Origin of the sequence: Flavobacterium sp. (assembly GCF_036515215.1) — a bacterium.
Taxonomy (GTDB): Bacteria; Bacteroidota; Bacteroidia; order Flavobacteriales; family Flavobacteriaceae; genus Flavobacterium.
Map to the genome: position 1 here is coordinate 22,002 of NZ_DATBVQ010000045.1, position 22,612 is coordinate 44,613.

A 22,612-nucleotide genomic window follows, 5' to 3' on the forward strand; every position below is an offset into this window, starting at 1 on the left:
TTTTTTTTAATGCAAAAAAGTGACCAAAACAATGATTTTATCTAATGAAACCAGTCGTTTTGATCGACAAATATAAGGCATTTATTTAGTTCAACAAGGCTTTTGCGTGATTTAAGGCCGAATCTGAGATGACAGTCCCTGACAACATTTGTGCGATTTCAACGACGCGTTCATCCTCCGATAAAAGTTTCAACTCCGATTGCGTATCATCCCCTATCGTTGATTTGAACACCTTGAAATGTGCGTCACCTTTGGCTGCAATTTGCGGCAAATGGGTAATGGCAAAAATCTGCATATCCTGGCTCATCTCTTTCATAATCTCCCCCATCTTGATCGCAATTTCTCCCGAGACACCGGTGTCAATTTCATCGAAAATCAAAGTGGGAAGTTTTGAATACTGCGCTAGTATCGCCTTTACCGCCAACATAATTCTCGACATTTCACCCCCGGACGCGACTTTTTTCAGCAAACCAAAATCAGACCCTTTATTGGCTGAAAATAAAAACTGCAATTCGTCTTTTCCGTTATTGAAATAGGTTACCGTTTTATTAATTTCAATATTAAAACGCACATTAGGCATCCCCAAAGTTTCTAAAATTTGGATCATTTTCTCCGTCAAAACAGGAATGGCGCTTACTCTATTTCCATGAATAGCATCCGAAAGCACATCCAATCCGGCTGCTTTTTCTTCTATCGATTTTGTTAATTTTAGAATTTCAGCTTCTAAATTGCCCAATTCAAAAACTGAGTTTTCCAAATTGGTTTGAATTTCCAATAATTCATCGACAGTAGAAACTTGATGTTTCTTTTGCAAATTATAAATCAATTGTAGTTTCTGGCTGATTAAATCCAATTGTTCTGGGTCATTGATCAGCTTGTCAGAACATCTATTCAGTTCATCCGTAATGTCATCAAATTCTATGGCGAGACTTGCTGTCCTTTCCAATAATGAACTGTAATCCGTCGAAAAGGAAGCAATTTTCTGCAACGCTACTTTAATTTCCTTCAAATTATTCAAAACGCCAATTTGCTCCTCATTGGCAATGGCCAAAGATTTATCGAGTGATTCCTTAATAATTTCAACGTTATTCAATTTTTCGAAATCAGCTTCAAGAAGTTCCTGCTCACCGGATTTCAATTGCGTCTCATGCAATTCGTTTAGCAAAAAAGCATGGTATTCCTGCTCCTTGGCGGATTCAGCTTGCCTTTTCAAAAGAGCATTCATTTTGGATTTGTCCGCTTTATAGCTTTTTAAAAGCGATTGGTACTCCAAAACGATTTCCTGATTGTTGGAAACGGCATCTATAATTTCGAACTGGACCTTTTCGTCCGAAAGTTCTTGTGTCTGCTGTTGTGAATGTATGTCAATCAAAAACAGACCCAATTCTTGGAGTTCCTGAAGATTTACGGGACTATCATTGATAAAAGCCCTCGATTTTCCCGATGGAAGAATTTCACGTCGAATGATGGTTTCCGGTTCATAATCCAAATCATTGGCTTCAAAAAAAGCAGTCAGATTGTATTTGGAAATTTCAAAATGAGCCTCTATAATGCACTTTTCGTCTTTGTTTTTCAAAGATGTCAAGTCCGCTCTTTTTCCCAACACTAATCCCAAAGCCCCTAATATTATCGATTTACCTGCGCCGGTTTCTCCAGTGATAATTGAAAAACCTTTTGAAAAATCAATGGATAATTTTTCTATTAAGGCATAGTTTTTTATCGATAGTGTGGTTATCATCTATATTTTTTTATAATGAAGATTTAAAATTGGAAATGAATGGGCAGCCTAGTATTTGATCAATTCCCATTTAGCTGAGTTCAAAGGGGAAGTCTTATTCAAACTTTCCACCAAATCAGCTATAGATACGCTTGGACCTCCAGAAAAAACGGAAAGAATTTCATCCGATTTGGCATCAAAAAACACGCGAGTCAAAAAAGAATTGGGTTTTGAAGCATGTAATTTGTTCAAATTAATTAGGGATGACTTTATTTTTTCTTTGGCAGATTTTAAATCTTTGGACATAAGGTCTAAGCCCGCATGATAATCAACTGTTGTCTTACGCAATTCAGAAAATGAGCCCGATAACATGTCGTTTATCAAAAAATACCTGTTTTGGTTTCCGTCAATCTGACTCCAACCTTTATAGCCACCTTGTTGCGCAACATTTGCAACGTTTTGTGCCACTTCAAAATTTGTGTTTCCTGACTCCAGAACGAAAGTGTCGTCATCCATTCCCAAGATCATATAACTGTAAAAGGAAATGACCGAAACCAGGTTTGATTCGAATGCCGTGGGATTGAAAAGTAAATTTTCAAATTCCGTGTATCTAAAGCTAAAATCTTTGTCGTTATAGTTTAAAACGGGAGAGGAATAGGATGAATTATAAACTGGTCTTGAGGACTGTACCTGTATCGTAGCGGAAAACTGATCCGAATTATTTGACAGCATGGTGATATACATCGAACAACTTACTTTTTCATTTTGCTTGTAACTTTTCCCTGTCCAGTCCGTTGTATTGACAAATTCATTCAGGGAACTCTCCAAGGTCTTGAACACTTGCTGGTTGGCGTTACTCAATTTATCAGAATTTACCGTAACCGTACAATTTAGCTGTTGCGCTTGAGTAAGCCCAAATGTTAAAAGTAAGAAAAAGCTAAGAATCTTATTCATAAAAATGTGCTATTACTTTATTTAAGATATCGTCGGCAACTGCTTCCTTAGATTTCAAATCCATCGGTTCCACTTTGAAATTCTTATCAATAAAGGTAACTTTATTTGTTGGTTTTCCAAAACCAGCTCCTTGATCTTGCAAAGAATTCAGAACAATCAAATCTAAGTTTTTTTTCCGGACTTTGGCCTTCGCATTTTCAATTTCATTTTCGGTCTCCAATGCAAACCCAATTAAAAACTGATTTTTCTTGATGTTTCCCAAAGACGCCAAAATATCTTTGGTCTTTTCGAGCTCAATGACAAAACTATCTGCCGCTTTTTTTATTTTTTGGTTGGCCACATGCTTTGGCCTGTAATCAGCGACGGCAGCTGCCGCTATCGCAACATCCACATCATCAAAATACTGATGGCAGGCATCATACATTTCTTGGGCAGAAACCACGTTAACGACTTCAATCAAAGAATGATCTGCCTTGAAAGTGGAAGGTCCGGACACTAATATCACAGATGCTCCCAGATTTGCAGCGCTATTGGCTATATCAAACCCCATTTTACCGGAGGAATGATTCCCAATAAAACGTACAGGATCTATTGATTCGTATGTAGGACCGGCAGTAATTAGAATTTTTTTTCCTTTTAGGGGTAATCTACTTTCCAAATCAGCTTCCAAGAAAGCAATTATATTTTCGGGTTCAGCCATTCTTCCCTCACCGGAAAGTCCACTAGCCAATTCGCCACTTTCTGCGGGAATTATGGTGTTTCCGAATTGTTTCAGAGAATTAAAACTGGCAATTGTTGAAGGATGTTTGTACATATCCAAATCCATTGCGGGTGCAAAATAAACGGGACATTTTGCTGATAGATAAGTTGCAATAAGAAGATTATCGCAAATTCCATTTGCCATTTTTGACAAAGTATTTGCCGTAGCGGGGGCTATTACCATCAGGTCAGCCCATAATCCCAGTTCTACGTGATTATTCCATTCCTCATTTTCATCTTCCAAATTGTAAAAACTGGAATGCACCGGGTTTTTAGATAAGGTGGACAAGGTGAGCGGAGTTACAAAATCCTTAGAAGCAGGTGTCATTATCACTTGGACATGTGCACCTGCTTTTATGAAAAGTCGTACTAAAGACGCTGTTTTATAGGCGGCAATTCCACCGGAGACTCCTAGCAAAATTTTCTTACCACTTAAAACTGACATGGTACTATTATTTATTTGAATCTCTGTGGTAAATTTTACCGTCTAACCATTCTTGAACAGCTAAAGCATGAGGCTTTGGCAATTTTTCGTAGAATTTTGAAACCTCAATTTGTTCTTTATTTTCAAAAACTTCTTCAAGACTGTCATTATATGTAGCAAATTCTTCCAGTTTTTCAGTCAATTCTTTTTTGATTTCAGAATTGATTTGGTTTGCTCTTTTAGCCATAATGGTTATCGCTTCATACACATTACCAGTAGGCTCTTCAATAACAGTTTTATTGTATGTTATTGTATTTACTGGAGCATTCGTCTTTTTTAAATCCATGACTTTAATTATTTAGTAAATTTTTGTAAATCTTTTTCAACACGAGCTAGCATTTCGTTGGCTTGCCCTTTATACTTGGTATCGGCGTTAAATTTCATAAGGTTCGAATGAGCGGTTACCGCAACATTTAAACGTTCCTCCATTTTTTCGGCAACACTATTTATGGCTAATTGATATGCAGAATCAAACTTATAAAATAAGGCATCCTCTTTGAACGGTGTTCCAGGATAATCAGCTATAAAATTATCTAAAGCCACTATTGCCGATTTGTAGTCAGATATCGTATTATATCCTTTGGCATTTTCATACACTTTTTTCTCGATTTTTTCACTCAAAGCTTTTACGGCTTGATTGGCGTCGGCCAAATACTCCGAATTGGGATAAGCATCGATAAAAGCCTGTAATTTGTCAATTGCTTTGACGGTGTCCGACTGGTCCAGACTATACACCGGCGACAGCATTGAGTAACTTTTTGCTCCCAAGTAAGCAGCTTCTTGAACTTTTTCGCTTTTTGGATATCCGGAAACGAAACTCTCAAACTGATATCCCGCCAGATAATATTGTTTCGTTTTGTAATAGGATTGTGCAAACATGTAGAATAATTTCTCTGCTTGTGGCTTCCCCCTGTACGCGGGTGCAATTTGTTCAAAAAGGCGAATTGCCTTAGTGTAGCTTCCAGCTTCATATAATTTAGTTCCCATCTCAAACTTTACGGCAACGTCATCATTTTTTAATGCTTTTTGGTATTCACCACAGGAATTGAAAAGAATCGCGAAAAACAATAGAGATATAATTTTCTTCATTTTATTTATTTTATTTAATCTTTGGATTGCATACAATCCACAAAAAATCATACCACAGTTTCGGTGGCAAATTTAGTTATTAATTTAGCTACTACAAAATATTTCTTACTTTAAAAAAAAGTAAGGTTTTACAGTCTTATTTGTCATTTTTTTTCACAAATTGATCTATCCTGTCCCGTAATGATTCATCAACCGTCACTAATGGCAGACGCACGAAATTCTCGGCTATTCCAAGTGATTTAAACACTTGTTTGATTCCGGCAGGATTCCCTTGCTCGAAAATCATATCGATGCAATCATCCAATACGTATTGAATTTTATAGGCATCATTTACCTTACGGTTCAACCCCAAGCGTATCATTTCGGAAAATTCCTTTGGGAAACCCTGTCCAATCACTGAAATCACACCCGAACCGCCCGCTAAAACCATTGGCAAAGCGATCATATCGTCCCCAGATATTACCAGAAAATTGTCCGGTTTATTTTTTATCAACTGCATGGCCTGCACCATATCTCCAGCTGCTTCTTTTATGGCTACGATATTTTTGAAATCATTTGCCAAACGCAGCACGGTTGACGGCAACATATTACTTGCGGTTCTTCCCGGAACGTTGTACAAAATCACGGGAATCGGGGAAGCTTCAGCCACCATTTTAAAATGTTGGTAAATACCTTCTTGGGTGGGCTTATTGTAAAATGGAGAAACCGAAAGTATCGCGACGAAAGCAGAGAAATCTCTTGTTTTCAATTCTTCAACAATCTTCATGGTGTCATTGCCTCCTACTCCGAGCACCAATGGCAATCTTCCATTATTACTGTCGACAACCGTTTTTATAACCAATTCCTTCTCCTCTTGGGATAATGTCGCGTTTTCTGCAGTTGTACCTAAAATTACAAGATATTCAATCCCCCCATCGACAGAGAAATTCACGATGCTTTTCAATGCTTCCGTATCGATTGAGAAATCCTCTTTAAAAGGGGTTACCAAGGCAACGCCAGTTCCTATTAATGCTTGCATACTGGATTATATTTTGTTTAAAATTTTTAAATATCTAAATAATTCGTTGGTGAAGACTTTGTAATTTTCGACAGTGGTATTTATCATGAGATCGTTGAATCTTTTGTCGACAGAAGAAAAACCAACTTTAAAAGAAGCTTTTGAGTCGTGCGTCACGACAAGCAAAATTGCTTTTTCCACATCATAATAGCTGATCAGCAAATCGAACTCTTTATTTATAAAGTCATTTACGGCACTGTTACTTATTGCGGCATTCCATTTTAAATGAGCATCAGTAAAAGCCGGTTTTGTGTTGGTCCTGTTTTTCTTTAACTTATCCCTGTAAATGATAACCTCTATGTTTTCCTCTAAAATTCCATTGTCAGCAAGCCCCTTTAATAAAGCCTTCGTTTCCCAAAAATAGCTTTCGTCTATAAGCAAACCAACTGTCTTTATAGAATCATTAGCTAAAGCACTTTTTATGTGCTGCAGATTGATTTTTAATCTTTTTTTTACAGAAAAATCTTTTATATAATTCAAAAACATACTATTTTTACTCGCTTACAAAATTAATTAATTAAGTCATATTATAAATGGTAAATCTAAAAAAGTATAACGAATTTTTAAAACTTTTTGTTATATTCTTAACATTTTTCACAGTCGTTTCCTGCAGTACTAAAACACTACATCTTACAAAAATAGAAGGGGAACAGTTAGCTATCACCGAAAAAATTGGTCGGGCAACTGAAATAGAACGATTTATCAAACCATACCGTGAGCGCATAAACCAGGACCTAGACAGTGTTTTAGCATACTGTCCCGAAACTTTGGCTAAAAGTTCGGGTAAATGGCAAACGACTATTGGCAATCTAATGTCGGACGTGATACTAAATCGTGCAAATGTTGTTTTTAAGGCACGCGCAAACAAAACTATCGACATCTGCTTACTCAATCAAGGTGGCATTCGCGCTATTCTACCAAAGGGCAATGTAACTGCCAGAAATGCTTTTGAAATCATGCCTTTTGAAAACAGTCTTGTCGTCGTGGCATTAAAAGGAGAGCAAGTATTGGATATGGTCAGCTACTTCATTCATGAAAAGCAACCCCATCCCCTTTCAGGAATGACTTTTACCATTGATAAAGACAATCAACCGGAAAATATTTTAGTTCAAGGCAAGCCCATAGAAATCAACAAAGTTTACTATGTGGGCACCAATGATTATCTCGCAAATGGTGGGGACAATATGTCTTTCTTTAAGAAGGGCATACAGACCTATGACTTAGATTACAAGTTGAGAAATATATTGATTGACTATTTTAAAGAAATAGACACAATCCCAGTTCTGCATGACATTAGAATTACAGTTGCTAAACAAGACGTTGTAGTGTACTAAATAACCATAGCCCCGATTGGAGCGTAAATCCTTTTCTTGTATCGTTTTTTGACGAGACAAAAAAGATTGTAGCGGAAAGCGGGAATTAGCTCCAAAAAACACACAAATGAAAAGAAGAGATTTTATAGAGAAGACCGTTGCGAGCACTGCGATGCTGGGTTTAGGGCTGTCGTTAAGCAGTTTTACTTCGGCAAATGTAAAAAAAATTACTATTTTGCATACAAACGACGTACACAGTCACATTGATCCTTTTCCTGCCGATCATCCCAGAAATCCAAATAAGGGCGGTGTAGCGAGAAGAGCTTCATTGATCGAAACGATCAGGAAAGAAGACCCTAACGTATTATTGCTTGATGCGGGCGATATTTTCCAGGGGACTCCGTATTTCAACTATTATGGTGGGGAACTTGAATTTAAATTAATGAGCATGATGCAATACGATGCCTCTACAATAGGTAATCATGACTTTGACAACGGCGTTGAGGGCCTGTACGCACAAACGCCTCATGCGAAATTTGACTTTTTATCGGCCAATTATGACTTCAAGAACACGATGATGGACGGCTTGGTAAAACCCTATAAAATTTTCAATAAGAATGGAATCAAGGTTGGCGTTTTCGGAATAGGGATCGAACTTGACGGTTTGGTCGATAAGAAAATGTACAAAGAAACCGTTTATAGCGACCCTGTTGAAGCGTCCCAAGAAATGATTCGAATATTAAAAAAAGAGCAAAAATGTGACTTGATTATTTGCCTTTCGCATCTTGGTTACAGTTACAAAAACGAACCCAATAAAATTTGTGATTTACAGTTAGCGGCGTTGACGCAGGATATTGATTTAATAATTGGTGGACATACGCATACTTTTCTTGACAAACCAACTGTCATTAAAAACCTTATTGGCGAGGAAGTCCTTGTGAATCAGGTAGGCTGTTATGGGATAAATTTGGGCCGCATTGATTTTTATTTTGACTCGAACAAAAGAAAGGCTTCCGAAGGGAAATCAATCGTCGTTTAATCTTTCGGTGGCGAGGACAAACTTATAGAAAGAAAAACAAACCATCGTATTTAACAACAATGCCATAGGTCTCAAGCTTATAAAATTAGACCCTGAAAGGTAAAACTTCTCCAAAAATATCACAAAAGTTTGCATCAAGGACATCAGTCCAAAAACAAATAGCCAACTGTTTTTTTTATTAAACGGCGACAGATATTGAGATAGAATAATTCCGCTAAGCAGTGAAATTGAGAGGATTTGAACTATCAAAATCACATAGCTTCTGATCAAAATACCTTCAGGAATAGATACCAAATACAGGAAAAAAATCAGAAAGGGTATCGAAGCTAAAATGGACGGAATATAATCTTGGAGTTTGATTAACTTAACGGTATAATATATCTCAACGATACGATGAAAAAAAACAGCTATTAAAGCATAAAAAAGCATGCTAATTTCACCTGATATAAAGTACATCCTGCCAATCAACAAAAAAACAATATTGATAAAAAAGAGCGAGTTTCTACGCGTGGAAGAATACCAATACAATACCGATATTAATACTGCAAGCAGAGGCTTAATCACATACTGAATATTATTATCCAAAGAGACCTCGGTTATAACCTCAATCAATCCAGTTAAAAAATACAATGTGATTAAAGGTTTTTCCAAATCAGTTTTTTTACTAATAACCTTCATTTTTTTATTTAAAATTCTAACTAATCAGCTTCATAAAATCACTTTCTGAGAGTATTGGAATATTGAGTTTATTGGCCTTCTCCAATTTGGCTGGCCCCATGTTATCTCCTGCAACAACATAATCGGTCTTGGAAGAAATAGAGCTTCCCACCTTTCCGCCATTGTCTTCAATTGCCTTTTTCAAATCGTCCCTTGAAAACTGTTCGAAAACGCCCGAAACCACGAATGTTTTACCAGCCAATTTATCCGTGGCATCAGGATTTACTTTCTCAACGATCTCGAATTGGACTCCGTAACTTTTCAGTCTTTCTATGATGGTTCTGTTTTCGTTATTTTCGAAAAAATCAATGACGCTTTGTGCGATCCGCTCCCCGATTTCATCCACCAAAACTAAATCCATTAAGCTAGCCTGACTCAATGCATCGATATTTTTATAGTGTTTGGCCAATTTTTTGGCAACCGTTTCTCCTACGAAACGTATTCCCAGCGCATACAGAACACGTTCGAATGGAATATTTTTAGAATCGGAAACTCCTTTAACCAAATTTTCGGCTGATTTTTGCGCCATTCGTTCCAAAGGACGAATTTGGTCTACGCTAAGCTCATATAAATCCGCATAATTGTGCACCAGTCCATTATTGAAAAGCAAAGCCACCGTTTCCCCTCCAAGACCCTCGATATCCATGGCTTTCCTCGAAATAAAATGCTGTATTCTTCCGATAATTTGAGGAGGACAACCATAAAAATTTGGACAATAATGATTGGCTTCGCCTTCATTTCTAACCAATTCAGTATTACATTCCGGACAATGGCTAATGTACTGCGTCGGTTCAGAATTCTCTGGACGTTTACTCAAATCTACCGCTATTATTTTAGGTATAATCTCGCCCCCTTTTTCCACAAAAACGGTGTCGCCCACGCGAATGTCCAGTTTTTCAATCTGATCTGCATTGTACAACGAAGCCCTTTTGACGATAGTTCCAGCCAACTGTACCGGTTCTAAATTTGCCACGGGCGTAATCGCCCCAGTTCTCCCCACTTGATAGCTTATCGAGTTTAGCTTAGTTGAAACCTGTTCCGATTTGAATTTATAGGCCATTGCCCAACGCGGAGACTTGGCGGTAAAACCTAATTCGTCCTGATAATGAAGACTGTTCACTTTAACCACCACTCCATCCGTTTCGTATGGCAGTTTGTGTCTGTGAACATCCCAATAATCGATATACTGAAAAACTTCAGCTAGACTAGTGGCCAGTTTGGCTTCCTTAGGCACTTTAAAGCCCCATTTTCTGGCCTTTTCCAAGCCTCCAAACTGGGTGTCGAAAGGCAATTTATTTCCAATTATAAAATATAACAAGCAGTCAAGCGGCCTTTTGGCCACCTCGGCACTGTCCTGCAATTTTAAACTTCCTGATGCCGTATTTCTGGGGTTAGAATAAGGTGTTTCCCCAATTTCGATTAATTCTTGGTTCATTTTTTCGAAACCTGCAAATGGGAGGATGATCTCACCCCGAACATCAAATTTATCAGGAAAATCGCCCTGCAACTGTAATGGAATGGATTTTATGGTTTTAATGTTATTCGTCACATCATCACCCTGAAAACCGTCTCCCCTAGTCAGCGCTCGCTTTAATTTTCCGTTTTCATAAGTTATGCTAATCGATGCCCCGTCATATTTTAATTCACAAGTGTATTCCAGTTGCACATCGCCCAATACTTTTTGAATGCGTTTTTCCCACTCCACAAGATCCTCTTTTGAGTAGGAATTGTCAAGCGAATACATCCTATATTCGTGAGGGACCGTTTTGAAACTCTTCGTGATCGCTCCACCCACTCGCTGCGTAGGGGAATTCTCGTCAAAGTATTCCGGATATTGATTTTCTAAGTCTTGGAGCTGTTTTAATTTTAAATCAAATTCATAGTCAGATATGGTTGGATTGTCCAGGACATAATAATTATAATTGTGAAGATTAAGTTCTTCCCTTAATTTTTGAATCGTATTTTGAATGTCCATAGAAAATAAAAATTGGCTACTTTAGTACTTGAAAATCGCGTACTAAAATAGCCAATTAAAAATAAATATCAACCGAATTACGATTCAATAATCGAATTTATTTGCTTGTACAGTTGACCGTCACTCAAGAAAGCACCTTGTTGAATTAATGCAAAAAGGGATCTGTTTCTATCTTCTGAAAACTCTTTTTTTCCCGTTTTCATTTCGATGGTTTCAGTAAACATATTGTCACTAAGCCATTGCAATCCCTCTTTAGTCAAAAAGTCAACCTCAGGAACCAACGATTTAAGAACTATCGACTGAACATGTGTATCGAAACTTTGGAAAAGAAAAATATGGTTTTTTGAAAAATGCTCCAGATATTCAGCCCTTGTAAGTACTCCTTCCCAAACCAGATCAGAAAAAACGTCCAGTTCTTGCTCGGCAACCTCCGGTTTCTCGGCTTTTATGGTATCCCACTCCGCTTTGTCAATAGTTTGCGTTGCCAAAAATGTACTGAATTCCTGCGTTAGCTCTTCAAATTGCTCCTTTGTCAATCTTGTATATTTCATACTAGTTTTAAATTTTATAATCCTCAGTCAGAATCTATTTCAATTCTTTTTTCCTGTGAATTCAATTTTCATTAATTATATTCCCAACATCTAACTAACATTGAAAACCGGACTGCAAATTTAAAATTTTAAAATAAAAAAAGCCTTCTTTTTCAAGAAGGCTTTCAAATTTATTAATTACTTGGATTTAGAAAATATATCTAATTCCAAATTGCGCTTGCCATCTTGACAATAAACTAGCATCGTAATTGAACGTTTTAGTTTGTGAACCATTAAAAGTATATATCGGCTCTTTTGTAGTTTGATTTACAGAAACTCCAATTGGTTGTATACTTGTTGGCACTTGAACCAATCCCCAATCAGAATTAAGTAAATTACCTAAGTTCAACACATCAACACTAAATTGAATTGTGTTTGTTTTATTAGAACTAGAAGAAGGTTTGAAGTTATAATCTTGCATTAATTTAAGATCCCATTTTCCTCTCCAAGGAGATAAAGCACCGTAACGTTCTGCATATTGCCCTCTTCTTCCATTCAAATATTCGTCTTGACCAATAAAGGCGTCAAACGCATCTCCTTGAGAAGGTCCACCTGTAAATACCATTGCGTTAATTTCTGTTGAAGTAGGAACATAGATCAAATCATTTGTTCCTGAACCGTCATTATTGATGTCACCACCATAGATGTAAGCAAAACGACCACCTTGAGCATATTCGAAGAATGTAGAAACAGTAGTAGACCATTTGTCGTTAGTACCATATTTCCATTTCTTTGAAGCTACACCAATAAAACGATGTGTGTCACCATATTTAGAATTAGACAAAACTGCATCATTTACGTTTCCTAAAGCAGGATTAAAAGCAAATGCATCTCCAGTAATTTCTGCTTCAATAGAGTTAACATCTTTAGAAACTAAATAGTTATACGCTAAACTAGCGAACAATCCATTATCAAAGTTCTTTTGCATTTTAACCGAAGTGTTGAAAACTCTTCCCTTATCTGAATTTGTCATCACATAAGCACTATTACTCCCTTTGTCAGAATCAAGATAGATTGCTCTACCATCAACACCACCTAAAGTACCACTTGGAGTTTTTAATCCCCAGTTCTGTACGTGAACACCATTGATATCTTTATTATAAGACATATCAACAGTCATGATGTAATCGTTGTCGAATCTGTGATCAACACCCAAACTAGTTCTCCAAACTTGTGGCCATTTAAAATCTTTGTCCATAATTTGAAAGAAACCATCGTCTGCGCCACTTACTTGATTTCCTAACCATACAAATGGTAGTTTTCCTGTAAATATTCCAGTTCCACCACGTACTTGCGTCGTTTTATCTCCTGTAACGTCCCAATTGAAACCTAATCTTGGAGACCAAAGCAACTTATCAGTTGGCAATGTTGTAGAAATCAAAGTCTCATTAGCTTCCGTTTGTGGGTTATAATAAAGAGTTGCATTATTTCTTGAAGCACCGTTATCCGTATCAATATATTTTTGAATTAAATCAGAAGTATTGAAATATAAAGGTTTATCTGCTCTCAAACCTAAAGTCAATTTAAAATCATCAGTAATACTCCAGTCATCTTGGGCATAAAATGCAACCTGTCCAACATTTAACTCAGACAACTTCCAACCTTTATCTCCGCCTACTGGAAATGAATTCAAAGAATTATTTTGGTTTTGCGCGTAAGCAAGATTTTGCTTAATAAAACTTGTTGCCATAGGCTGTGCCGCATCTAGTAAAAATGCATTAACACTAGGATATGGACTAAATGTTCCGTAATAATTGAATAGAGTACCAAAAGTTCCAAAATTTTCATAAGCAGTTAAGTTAAATGAATTTTTGAATTGGTATTTTTCAAATGAACCTCCAAAAGTAAAAACGTGATCACCTGTAGTGTAAGTTAAGTTATCAGTAACTTGAAATACTTTCTGATCCAGAGTATTGTGGATTGAAAATGGCTCGTGTCCAGCAATAATGTAGTTTGAACCTGCTCCATCTTGAATGTTAATAATTGGGGCTGGACCAGAAAATGGATTTCTAAAATCATCAAAATGAGTATAACCCGCTTGCAATTTATTTGAAACCGTTTCACTAAATTTTGAATTTAATTCAAGTAAAAATGAATCTAACTTATTGTTTATTTGGTATCCTGACTTTTCAAACTGAAGTATAGAAGCATTAGGACCTCTATAACCAAGGGCAGTTGGGTGTGCAGGTTTGTCTTTCGAAGCATCCAAGAAATTATATATAACAGCTAATTTATTGTTGTCATCTATATTCCAATCAAATTTAATAATCCCTTTATTGGAGTTCGAATTATGAGTAAAACCTTGATAAGCACCTGTATCATAACCTAAAGATGACAAAGCATCAGAAACTGCAATTAAATCAGTAGCTAAAACTCTTGATTCATTAATTCCTGTTGTACCGTTACCATCATTGGCAACAAAATTAGATCCTAAATCACTTCTTTTTTCAATTTCATAATTGGCAAAGAAGAACAATTTGTTTTTCACAATTGGACCGCCAATACTGAAACCAGCTTGGGTTTGCTCTAATGAAGGAACAAATATCTTTTCTCCCTTAACCTTACTTCCTGTCAAATCTTGATTTCTAAAAAAAGCATAAGCAGTACCGTGAAATTCATTCGTACCTGATTTTGTTACCGCATTTACAGAAGCTCCCGTAAATCCCGACAACGTAACATCATAAGGAGCGGTTGCAACCTGAATTTGGTCTATTGCGTCCAATGAAATTGGTTGAGAACCAGTTTGTCCACCTGGAGTGGCCGCGTCTAATCCAAAAGGATTATTAAAAACAGCTCCGTTTAACGAATAGCTGTTGTATTGGTCATTTCTACCACCAAAAGAACCACCACTAGCTGAAGGCTCCAAACGTGTGAAATCTTCGGCTGATCTTGAGATAGTTGGCAAAGCCGTCAATTCCCTTCTACCAATTGTAGTTTCAGCACCTGTTCTTCCGCTTTGGAAAACTTTGTTTTTTGAACCTGTAATTTTAACTTCGCTTAGTTGTTGACTTTCGTCTTTCAACAAAACGTCTAAGCTAAATGATTTCCCTAATTCTAGGTAAATATCATTAAAAACCTGCGTTTGAAACCCAACATAAGTCACTGTGACTTTGTATGGCCCTCCAACTCTCATATTCAAAATGTTAAACCTACCGTCCGCATTTGATAGTGCCGAATAATTAGACCCTGTTGGAGTATGGGTTGCATAAACGATCGCTCCTGGAAGCAACTCCGTGTCAGAACTTTTTACAATTCCCTTAATACTGGAAGTTGTTGTTTGACCTGTCACCGTATGAAGACCAAAAACAAAAAACAATAAAACAATAATTTTTTTCATTTCTTTAGATATGAGTTTATATCCGGCGAAAATAGACAAAAAAAAATCACCCGTGAGGGTGATTTTAATATTTTATTAACTAATTATTAACAAATTGTTATTATTCAGCAACGATTTCATAAGGCAATTCTATAATTACATCTCTATGCAAACGAACGCTAGCCGCGTATTTACCGGTACGTTTAACGATACCGCTAGTGATGAATTTTCTATCAATTACTTGACCGCCTTTTGCTAATGCATCAGCGATGTCAATATTCGTGATTGAACCGAATAATTTTTCTCCACCAGCTTTTGCAGTAATTTTGATTTCGATCGCTTTTAGAGTTTCAGCCAATGCTTGTGCATCGCTTACCACTTTAGCTTCTTTGTGCGCTCTTTGTTTTAGGTTTTCAGCCAACACCTTCTTTGCAGAAGAAGTTGCCAAATGTGCGTGACCTTGTGGAATCAAAAAGTTACGACCGTACCCGTTTTTCACAGTTACTACATCATCTTTAAATCCTAAATTTTGAACGTCTTGTCTAAGTATAAGTTCCATGTTGTTGTCCTTTTTTATAGAAGTTAGGTTTCGTATTTCAGAAAACCAACAACTGAGTTAAAATATTATTTTAGTAAATCAGCCACATATGGCATTAACGCTAAGTGACGTGCTCTTTTTACGGCAACAGACACTTTTCTTTGGTACTTCAATGAAGTTCCGGTTAAACGACGAGGAAGAATTTTTCCTTGCTCATTTACAAATTTCAATAAAAAATCACCATCTTTATAATCAATATATTTGATACCTGATTTTTTGAAACGACAATACTTTTTAGTTTTGTTAGTTTCTATGTTTAAAGGCGTAAGATATCTGATATCCCCGTCTTTTTTTCCTGAAGCAGATTGTTGTAATGTAGCCATGATATTAAGCTTTTTGAGATTTTAATTTTGTTCTTCTTCTTTCAGCCCAAGAAATAGCGTGTTTGTCTAAACTTACAGTTAAGAAACGCATAACTCTTTCGTCACGTCTAAATTCAGTTTCAAAAGCAATAAGAACTTCTCCCGGTACTTTGAATTCGAATAAGTGATAAAAACCACTTTTTTTATTTTGGATTTCGTAAGCCATTTTTTTCAGGCCCCAGTCCTCTTTCGACACCATTTCGGCTCCTCTAGTAGTAAGAAAATCTTCAAATTTGCTTACTGTTTCCTTTACCTGGACTTCAGATAAAACGGGATTTAAAATGAAAACAGTTTCATAATGATTCATAAATATTTATTTATTTGTTAATTTGGCTGCAAAAATAACCAATATTTTTTAATTACCAATGTTTTTTTCGATTTAATCGTTGAACTACAAAAATCTCATTGTAATTTTTTGTTAAATCGAAAAATAAACAATATATTTACTAATCCAAATCTTAAATGGTAATGTCATGAAACTAAACTGTGTCGTAGTGGATGATAGTTCGATTCAACGAATGATCATCGCAAAGTTAGTTAACAATCACCCTAACTTACATTTAATAGGGGATTTTTCGAATGCAATTGAAGCCAGAAGTTGTATGTCTATCCATAATGTAGACTTAATATTTCTTGATATTGAGATGCCCGTAATTAGTGGTTTTGATTTTCTGGATGGATTAAAAATAAAACCGCAAATCATTTTTATCACTTCTAAAGCAGAGTATGCCCTGAAAGCGTTTGATTATGACGCCACTGACTATCTTCAAAAACCTATCGCCATTGATCGATTTAATGCTTCCGTAAAAAGAGCCATCGATTTATATCTGCTGAAAAAAGACACCAAGGAAGAAGAAGGAGAACATATTTTCATTAAAAGTAATTTAAAAAAACTAAAAGTTTTCACTTCCAAAATCAAATGGATCGAAGCTTTTGGCGATTACGTAAGAGTTGTTACCGATGACGACAGCAACCTGGTCCTTTCGACGATGAAATCTTTTGAAAATGACCTGTCGAAAAAGAAATTTGTCAGGGTACACAAATCGTACATCATAAATGTAGACAAAGTGGAACGCTTCAACAGCAAATTCGCAGAAATTGGTGTCACCAAAATACCGCTTAGCAGAAACAAAAAAGAAGACCTAGTAAAAGCCCTATCATTTGCATAAAAAACTACTTTTAATAAAAATCGACATTTACCGAAACTTTTATAGCTCGATATTGAGCCACTGAATCAAAACTATTCAACATTTTCTGAATAGTTTTTTTTGTGCTTGCCACTGAAACGTTTTGCGGAATTTTAATAATGATGGTTCTTATATATTCATTTCTAATTCTGCTTATGGCCGGCTCCTCAGGACCAAGGACAGGCATATTCAAATTCAGGCTCATCACCTGATACAACCACATCGCGCCTTCCTTTAATTTGTTAAAATCGCGCTGTTTAAGCGTCAATTTTATGATTCTAAAATAAGGGGGGTATTTATAAATCTGTCTGTCGTATAATTGTTCATTATACATACCCTGATAATCATTGTTTGTCACATGCTGTATCGTATTGTGATTTGGATTGTAGGTCTGGATAATCACTTTTCCTTGCTTTTCAGAACGGCCCGAGCGGCCCGACACTTGCACCATCATCTGAAAGCTTCTTTCGAAAGCCCTAAAATCGGGATGATACAGCATATTATCGGCATTCATTATTCCCACCAAACTTACATTATCAAAATCAAGTCCCTTGGCCAGCATTTGAGTTCCCACTAAAATGTCAACTTCCCTGTTTTTAAAACCTTCAATGATTTTTTCGAACCCAAATTTACCTCGGGTGGTATCCTGATCCATTCTGCCTACCTTATTTTCAGGAAAAAGCTCCATCAATTCTTGTTGGATTTGCTCTGTACCGAATCCTTTGGTTGTCAAATCGACGCTGGAACAGCTGTGGCAATGCGTAGGTTTTGCAATCGAGTAACCACAATAATGGCAGCGCAATTGATTTTTATGTTTGTGATAGGTCAAACTGACATCGCATTGCTGGCAATGCGGAACGTGCCCGCAAGTCATACATTCCAACAAAGGCGAGTATCCTCTCCTATTCTGAAACAAGATCACCTGCTCCCCTAAGGACAAGGCATTGGCTATTCCCTCAATCAAGGAATCGCTAAAATGCCCCTTCATCCTTTTTCGAAAATATTTGTCTTTTAAATCTACCAATTCGATTTCGGGCATCATCACTTTTCCATAACGCTCGCTAATTTCCACAAGGCCATACTTGCCTGATTTGGAGTTAAAATAGGTTTCAATACTTGGTGTTGCAGAGCCCAGCAGAACTTTTGCTTTATGGAAATTCGCCAAAACTATAGAGGCGTCTCGGGCATTATACCGTGGTGCGGGATCAACTTGTTTGAAAGTCTGCTCATGCTCTTCATCGACAATTATAAGTCCGAGGTTATGAAAGGGCAAGAACAAGGCTGACCTTGCCCCTATTACAATTTGTGCCTTTTCAGAATTTTGCAACACTTGCTTCCAAACTTCCAAACGTTCATTATTATTGTACTTCGAATGGTAAACGGCGACTTTGTTTCCGAAATAAGAACTTAATCTTGCCACTAATTGGGTCGTTAGCGCTATTTCAGGCAACAAATACAACACTTGCTTTCCAGTGATGAGCTGTTCCTCAATCAATTTGATGTATACCTCCGTTTTACCGCTTGATGTCACCCCATGCAAAAGACAAACTTCTTTCTGGATAAAGCTGGCCTTAATTCCATCAAAAGCTTTTTGTTGCGCTTCGCTTAATTGCAATTGCTCCTCTTTAGAATTCCCAAAGAAATTCACTCTGTCTTCCTGTATAAAATAATCTTCAAATATCTCTTTCTCGATTAAAGCTTTTACGGTTGTCGAAGTGGAATTGGCGGATTCTACCAATTTTTTTACGGTGACCGGTTTCTTTTCAGAGGCGGTCAATTGAAAAAATGTCAGTACAATTTCCTTTTGTTTGTTGGCGCTTTTTAATTTTTCCAGCAATTCACTTAATCCCTGATTCGATTCATATTTAGCATGCAATCGAATGTATCGGATCAATTTGGGTTTGTAGCTTTCCTGCATTTCTTCCTGAAGAACCAACACATTCTTGTCTATCAGTTTTTGAATGACCGGAAAAATATTCTTCTTATTAAGAATAGCGATTATATCTTGTATTTTTAACGAAGATTGCTGTTGCAATGCCTGATAAATCAAGTATTCGTCGTCAGAAAGCAGACTTTCATCAACGAAAACATCTGTTTTTTGGGTAATTGTCGTTTCACTTTCCAGCAATAGTGCGCTTGGCATAGCGCCGCGATACACATCACCGATTGCGCACATGTAGTAGGACGCAATCCATTGCCAATGCGCAATCTGGACTTCGGTTACAATAGGTTTTTCATCAAGAATTTGATGAATTTCCTTGGCATCATATAATGTGGGTTGGTTTTGATGGGTATCAATAACTAATGCCGTATAAATTTTGCTTTTGCCAAAAGGCACTGCGACACGCATTCCCTTTTTTATGTAATTATATTCGGTTTCCGAAACCCTATAAGTGAATGTTTTGGCAAGAGAAAGCGGTAAAATTACTTCAGCAAAAAAAGGCATTCTTTGAATATTGTGTGAATAGAATTAGTTTTTGGGGAGCAGAAAAAATCATTTAACTCTATACCAGTATTGAGTTCTGCCCAATAATGCAAACCCTATATATCCGCGAACTTTCAGTTTGTCTTTGGATTGCAACACGATTGTGCATTTGTAATGACGTCCATTTTTAGGATCCATGATCTCTCCGGAATTGTATTCATCTCCATCCTTAGAAAGCCCTTTTATAATGGTCAACCCCAAAATTGGTTTATTGGCATCTTCACCGGAACAGTCACGGCACAAGTCTTTCTTATGCGCAGCATCAAAAATTTCTAATACCTTTCCATAAATTTTTCCCGATTTTTCGTAAATCTCAACAATTGACTTAGCCTGGCCGGTTTCATCATCTATAGTTTTCCATTTTCCAACAACATTTTGACTCTCCATACAGAGAGTCGCCATGAAAAATAACACCAGACCTAATATATTACTCTTCTTCATCTTTTTATAAATTAAAATATGTTTTTAATTACTCCATTTCAGCGCATCATTCCCAAACAATCAGATAATCATTAGTTACACCTTATTTTGAAAAATCAACCCTATACCAATATTGCGTCCGTCCTAATAAAGAAATACCGATATATCCGCGAACTTTTAGTTTATTATCTCCCGCTAAGGTTATGAAACATTGGTACATCTTTCCGTTTTTGGGATCCAATATTTTGCCTTTTCTATATTCATTACCCACTTTTGAAAGTCCCTTTATGACAATCATCCCCAAAATGGGTTTGCCCTTATCCGCTCCTGTACATTCGCTGCAAACGCTATTTTTATGCTCTTCGTCCAGAATCTCGACTACTTTTCCATAGATTTTCCCGGATTCCTCGTAAATTTCCACGATTGATTTGGGCTTTCCCGTTTCGTCGTCGATAGTTTTCCATTTCCCAATAACTGCCTGACCCTGGGCATAAATAATCGTAAAGAAGAATAATACTGTTAAAGTAACAATCTTTTTCATGATCCATATATTTTAGCCCTGATGGTAGCGGCATCCCACGCTTTTTTTGCGTGGATATAGCGAACAGCAGGAAATAGCTCCTAATTTTTACCAAACTTACTATAAAATTAGTGAAATCATTTAGTTTACGCCAATTTCTTTTGCTTTTTCAAGCGGTTTACGGCTGTATTTAACTCAAAACCAAGAAGCAAAATCATGCAGTTGATCCAAATGTAAAACATCACTATCAGCAACGTCCCTATAGAACCATAAAGTTGATTGTATTGGGAAAATCGTATTACCCAAATACCAAAAAAATAGGAAATTATAATCGTCAAAATTGTCGTAAACACGGAACCGATAGATATAAAAGACCTGCTTTTGTCATGTTTAGTTCCAAATTTGAAAAGTATCGAGGTTGTGACAAGAATCATCAGCAGCAAAAACACATAGCGGCCTACCACAATTAAGGGGATTTGCTCATTTAGCACACTATGAACTGTGAATTTTTGAATGAAAATTTCAAATACCACAATAATAGCAACGGTTAAAATCAACAACAAACTCAATATTATCGACATTCCTAATGCCACAAAATACTGTTGAAAAAAACCTCTTTTTACCAAAACATGCCGCGAGGTTTCAAATCCCCCTAAAATGGCATTTAGTCCGTTTGCCATCAATAAAATAGACAATAAAAATCCAGAAGACAGCAAACCTGAATTACTGTTATGCAGAATGTCATCTACAATATTCTCGATGGCGTAATACGTATTTGGCGGAACTCCTTCAGAAACAAATTTTAAAAAATCCTGCTGAAAACCCTCAATTGGAATATACGGAATGAGGTTGAGAATGAACAGCGCAAAGGGAAATAATGCCATGAAAAAACTAAATGCAATAGACCCAGCTCTATTTGACAAAGCCCCTTCGGCAATACCGATGATATATAACTCCAGTAAATCGTAAAGAGACAATCCTTCTAACCATTTCAATTTTACCCCTTTTAGGTAACGGGCCAAATCTCTCAATATTGGAATTTCTTCTATTCGCTCTTCTATCTCTGCTGACATTGATTACACATTTTCATTAAGCATCTTCAGTACGGAAATTGTACAGCCGTAGCCGCTAACCAACACAAAGATAATGTAAGATAAATTAAATTGCTTTCAGGCTTAAATCCATATTATAAATGGAATGCGTCAATGCTCCCGAAGAAATATAATTGACGCCACATTCGGCGTATTTTCGTATCGTATCTTCATTGATGTTGCCTGACGATTCGGTTAAACATTTATCGCCTATTAAAGCGACCGCTTCCCTAGTAGTCTCATAATCAAAATTATCCAAAAGGATCCTATAAACCCCTTCACAGATAATAATTTCTTTGACTTCGTCAATACCTCTGGCTTCAACGATGATTTTCAGATCCCGATTCTGCTCCCTGAGATACTCCTTAGTTTTGGCAATGGCCAAAGTAATTCCTCCGGCAAAATCTATGTGGTTGTCTTTGAGCATAATCATATCGTACAGTGCAAAACGGTGGTTTTCACCCCCGCCCAGTTTGACCGCCCATTTTTCGGCAACACGAAACCCGGGAGTCGTTTTGCGGGTATCCAATATTTTTGTGTTAGTTCCTTCTAATAATTTGACATAACTGCTGGTTTTTGTGGCAATAGCTGACATGCGTTGCATGGAATTCAGCACCAACCTTTCCGCTTTCAAAATCGACTGCGAACTTCCAGCAACATGAAAAACAACATCGCCATACTTCACTGCTGATCCGTCTTTAATAAAAGTTTCAATTTGAAGTTGGGGATCCACAAAATGAAAAATCATTTTGGCAAATTCCACTCCGGCAATAATCCCTTCGTCTTTGACCAGCAGTTTCGCCTTCCCTTGCGCCGAAACCGGAATACACGCTAAAGAACTGTGATCTCCATCGCCAACATCTTCGCGGATAGCGTTAGATATTAGAATTTGTAATTCATCTTGAAACTGGGCTTCGCTAATCATTTTTATCAGAAATT

22 protein-coding genes are annotated in these 22,612 nt (G+C 36.8%); 3 read left to right on the plus strand and 19 right to left on the minus strand.

All coding sequences use genetic code 11. From position 1 onward, the window contains the following. Positions 1–85: 85 nt before the first annotated feature. The 7 genes from recN to VIH09_RS03415 all read right to left on the minus strand — a co-directional run bounded on the left by recN (position 86) and on the right by VIH09_RS03415 (position 6,546). Positions 86–1,738: a DNA repair protein RecN gene (recN, locus tag VIH09_RS03385; protein ID WP_331577869.1), complete on the minus strand. Its 1,653-nt coding sequence runs from the start codon at positions 1,736–1,738 to the stop codon at positions 86–88. Between the two features lie 48 nt (positions 1,739–1,786). Next, positions 1,787–2,671 carry a DUF4835 family protein gene (locus tag VIH09_RS03390; RefSeq protein ID WP_331577871.1) on the minus strand — a complete coding sequence of 295 codons (885 nt, stop codon included), beginning with the start codon at positions 2,669–2,671 and terminating at the stop codon, positions 1,787–1,789. After that, positions 2,664–3,875, minus strand: coding sequence for a bifunctional phosphopantothenoylcysteine decarboxylase/phosphopantothenate--cysteine ligase CoaBC (gene coaBC, locus VIH09_RS03395; RefSeq protein WP_331577873.1), 1,212 nt, complete (start codon positions 3,873–3,875; stop codon positions 2,664–2,666). The genes VIH09_RS03390 and coaBC overlap by 8 nt, the downstream gene beginning before the upstream one ends. 7 nt (positions 3,876–3,882) lie before the next feature. Continuing rightward, the gene (locus VIH09_RS03400; protein WP_026709525.1) at positions 3,883–4,200 is read right to left on the minus strand and encodes a DNA-directed RNA polymerase subunit omega; all 318 of its coding nucleotides are present in this window, start codon (positions 4,198–4,200) and stop codon (positions 3,883–3,885) included. Positions 4,201–4,208: 8 nt separating this feature from the next. Next, positions 4,209–5,003, minus strand: a complete 795-nt coding sequence (locus VIH09_RS03405) for an outer membrane protein assembly factor BamD (protein ID WP_331577897.1) — start codon at positions 5,001–5,003, stop codon at positions 4,209–4,211. A gap of 136 nt (positions 5,004–5,139) precedes the next feature. After that, positions 5,140–6,021 (minus strand): 4-hydroxy-tetrahydrodipicolinate synthase, encoded by an 882-nt coding sequence (gene dapA / locus VIH09_RS03410; RefSeq protein ID WP_331577899.1) that lies wholly within the window; start codon positions 6,019–6,021, stop codon positions 5,140–5,142. Positions 6,022–6,027: 6 nt separating this feature from the next. Beyond that, entirely contained in the window at positions 6,028–6,546 is a 519-nt protein-coding gene (locus VIH09_RS03415) for a DUF6913 domain-containing protein (protein ID WP_331577901.1), read from the minus strand. Between the two features lie 47 nt (positions 6,547–6,593). Here VIH09_RS03415 and VIH09_RS03420 point away from each other — a divergent pair, with 47 nt between their 5' ends. Both VIH09_RS03420 and VIH09_RS03425 read left to right on the plus strand, forming a co-directional pair. Continuing rightward, complete coding sequence (locus tag VIH09_RS03420; RefSeq protein ID WP_331577903.1) at positions 6,594–7,394, plus strand: 5'-nucleotidase; 801 nt, start codon at positions 6,594–6,596, stop codon at positions 7,392–7,394. A 106-nt stretch (positions 7,395–7,500) separates the two neighbouring features. Continuing rightward, the gene (locus VIH09_RS03425) at positions 7,501–8,412 is read left to right on the plus strand and encodes a metallophosphatase (protein ID WP_331577905.1); all 912 of its coding nucleotides are present in this window, start codon (positions 7,501–7,503) and stop codon (positions 8,410–8,412) included. Here VIH09_RS03425 and VIH09_RS03430 read toward each other — a convergent pair. The 7 genes from VIH09_RS03430 to rpsF form a co-directional block, all read right to left on the minus strand. After that, positions 8,398–9,090 (minus strand): hypothetical protein, encoded by a 693-nt coding sequence (locus VIH09_RS03430; protein ID WP_331577907.1) that lies wholly within the window; start codon positions 9,088–9,090, stop codon positions 8,398–8,400. The genes VIH09_RS03425 and VIH09_RS03430 overlap by 15 nt on opposite strands. Before the next feature lie 16 nt (positions 9,091–9,106). After that, a complete protein-coding gene (gene ligA / locus VIH09_RS03435; RefSeq protein ID WP_331577909.1) occupies positions 9,107–11,104 on the minus strand; it encodes an NAD-dependent DNA ligase LigA in 1,998 nt (665 codons plus the stop codon). Positions 11,105–11,181: 77 nt separating this feature from the next. Then, positions 11,182–11,655 carry a DUF6495 family protein gene (locus tag VIH09_RS03440; RefSeq protein ID WP_331577911.1) on the minus strand — a complete coding sequence of 158 codons (474 nt, stop codon included), beginning with the start codon at positions 11,653–11,655 and terminating at the stop codon, positions 11,182–11,184. Between the two features lie 187 nt (positions 11,656–11,842). Continuing rightward, a complete protein-coding gene (locus VIH09_RS03445; protein ID WP_331577913.1) occupies positions 11,843–15,031 on the minus strand; it encodes a TonB-dependent receptor in 3,189 nt (1,062 codons plus the stop codon). A gap of 100 nt (positions 15,032–15,131) precedes the next feature. Continuing rightward, complete coding sequence (gene rplI / locus VIH09_RS03450) at positions 15,132–15,569, minus strand: 50S ribosomal protein L9 (protein ID WP_331577915.1); 438 nt, start codon at positions 15,567–15,569, stop codon at positions 15,132–15,134. Positions 15,570–15,634: 65 nt separating this feature from the next. Continuing rightward, positions 15,635–15,931, minus strand: a complete 297-nt coding sequence (rpsR, locus tag VIH09_RS03455; RefSeq protein WP_331577917.1) for a 30S ribosomal protein S18 — start codon at positions 15,929–15,931, stop codon at positions 15,635–15,637. Positions 15,932–15,935: 4 nt separating this feature from the next. Further along, the gene (gene rpsF, locus VIH09_RS03460; RefSeq protein ID WP_331577919.1) at positions 15,936–16,277 is read right to left on the minus strand and encodes a 30S ribosomal protein S6; all 342 of its coding nucleotides are present in this window, start codon (positions 16,275–16,277) and stop codon (positions 15,936–15,938) included. 166 nt (positions 16,278–16,443) lie between these two features. Here rpsF and VIH09_RS03465 point away from each other — a divergent pair, with 166 nt between their 5' ends. Beyond that, positions 16,444–17,139, plus strand: a complete 696-nt coding sequence (locus VIH09_RS03465; RefSeq protein WP_331577921.1) for a LytTR family DNA-binding domain-containing protein — start codon at positions 16,444–16,446, stop codon at positions 17,137–17,139. A gap of 10 nt (positions 17,140–17,149) precedes the next feature. Here VIH09_RS03465 and priA read toward each other — a convergent pair whose 3' ends face one another. The 5 genes from priA to nadC form a co-directional block, all read right to left on the minus strand. Further along, positions 17,150–19,603: a replication restart helicase PriA gene (gene priA, locus VIH09_RS03470; protein WP_331577922.1), complete on the minus strand. Its 2,454-nt coding sequence runs from the start codon at positions 19,601–19,603 to the stop codon at positions 17,150–17,152. A gap of 48 nt (positions 19,604–19,651) precedes the next feature. Then, a complete protein-coding gene (locus VIH09_RS03475) occupies positions 19,652–20,083 on the minus strand; it encodes a DUF2147 domain-containing protein (RefSeq protein ID WP_331577923.1) in 432 nt (143 codons plus the stop codon). 82 nt (positions 20,084–20,165) lie between these two features. Beyond that, positions 20,166–20,603, minus strand: a complete 438-nt coding sequence (locus VIH09_RS03480; protein ID WP_331577924.1) for a DUF2147 domain-containing protein — start codon at positions 20,601–20,603, stop codon at positions 20,166–20,168. A 125-nt stretch (positions 20,604–20,728) separates the two neighbouring features. Further along, positions 20,729–21,655: a YihY/virulence factor BrkB family protein gene (locus VIH09_RS03485; protein ID WP_331577926.1), complete on the minus strand. Its 927-nt coding sequence runs from the start codon at positions 21,653–21,655 to the stop codon at positions 20,729–20,731. Between the two features lie 85 nt (positions 21,656–21,740). Beyond that, positions 21,741–22,598 (minus strand): carboxylating nicotinate-nucleotide diphosphorylase, encoded by an 858-nt coding sequence (gene nadC, locus VIH09_RS03490; protein WP_331577928.1) that lies wholly within the window; start codon positions 22,596–22,598, stop codon positions 21,741–21,743. Positions 22,599–22,612: the final 14 nt, after the last annotated feature.

Coding starts and splice junctions, on each gene's coding strand:
- recN (WP_331577869.1), bottom strand. CDS start 1,738: ATGATAACCACACTATCGATAAAAAACTATGCCTTAATAGAAAAATTA.
- VIH09_RS03390 (WP_331577871.1), bottom strand. CDS start 2,671: ATGAATAAGATTCTTAGCTTTTTCTTACTTTTAACATTTGGGCTTACT.
- coaBC (WP_331577873.1), bottom strand. CDS start 3,875: ATGTCAGTTTTAAGTGGTAAGAAAATTTTGCTAGGAGTCTCCGGTGGA.
- VIH09_RS03400 (WP_026709525.1), bottom strand. CDS start 4,200: ATGGATTTAAAAAAGACGAATGCTCCAGTAAATACAATAACATACAAT.
- VIH09_RS03405 (WP_331577897.1), bottom strand. CDS start 5,003: ATGAAGAAAATTATATCTCTATTGTTTTTCGCGATTCTTTTCAATTCC.
- dapA (WP_331577899.1), bottom strand. CDS start 6,021: ATGCAAGCATTAATAGGAACTGGCGTTGCCTTGGTAACCCCTTTTAAA.
- VIH09_RS03415 (WP_331577901.1), bottom strand. CDS start 6,546: ATGTTTTTGAATTATATAAAAGATTTTTCTGTAAAAAAAAGATTAAAA.
- VIH09_RS03420 (WP_331577903.1), top strand. CDS start 6,594: ATGGTAAATCTAAAAAAGTATAACGAATTTTTAAAACTTTTTGTTATA.
- VIH09_RS03425 (WP_331577905.1), top strand. CDS start 7,501: ATGAAAAGAAGAGATTTTATAGAGAAGACCGTTGCGAGCACTGCGATG.
- VIH09_RS03430 (WP_331577907.1), bottom strand. CDS start 9,090: ATGAAGGTTATTAGTAAAAAAACTGATTTGGAAAAACCTTTAATCACA.
- ligA (WP_331577909.1), bottom strand. CDS start 11,104: ATGGACATTCAAAATACGATTCAAAAATTAAGGGAAGAACTTAATCTT.
- VIH09_RS03440 (WP_331577911.1), bottom strand. CDS start 11,655: ATGAAATATACAAGATTGACAAAGGAGCAATTTGAAGAGCTAACGCAG.
- VIH09_RS03445 (WP_331577913.1), bottom strand. CDS start 15,031: ATGAAAAAAATTATTGTTTTATTGTTTTTTGTTTTTGGTCTTCATACG.
- rplI (WP_331577915.1), bottom strand. CDS start 15,569: ATGGAACTTATACTTAGACAAGACGTTCAAAATTTAGGATTTAAAGAT.
- rpsR (WP_331577917.1), bottom strand. CDS start 15,931: ATGGCTACATTACAACAATCTGCTTCAGGAAAAAAAGACGGGGATATC.
- rpsF (WP_331577919.1), bottom strand. CDS start 16,277: ATGAATCATTATGAAACTGTTTTCATTTTAAATCCCGTTTTATCTGAA.
- VIH09_RS03465 (WP_331577921.1), top strand. CDS start 16,444: ATGAAACTAAACTGTGTCGTAGTGGATGATAGTTCGATTCAACGAATG.
- priA (WP_331577922.1), bottom strand. CDS start 19,603: ATGCCTTTTTTTGCTGAAGTAATTTTACCGCTTTCTCTTGCCAAAACA.
- VIH09_RS03475 (WP_331577923.1), bottom strand. CDS start 20,083: ATGAAGAAGAGTAATATATTAGGTCTGGTGTTATTTTTCATGGCGACT.
- VIH09_RS03480 (WP_331577924.1), bottom strand. CDS start 20,603: ATGAAAAAGATTGTTACTTTAACAGTATTATTCTTCTTTACGATTATT.
- VIH09_RS03485 (WP_331577926.1), bottom strand. CDS start 21,655: ATGTCAGCAGAGATAGAAGAGCGAATAGAAGAAATTCCAATATTGAGA.
- nadC (WP_331577928.1), bottom strand. CDS start 22,598: ATGATTAGCGAAGCCCAGTTTCAAGATGAATTACAAATTCTAATATCT.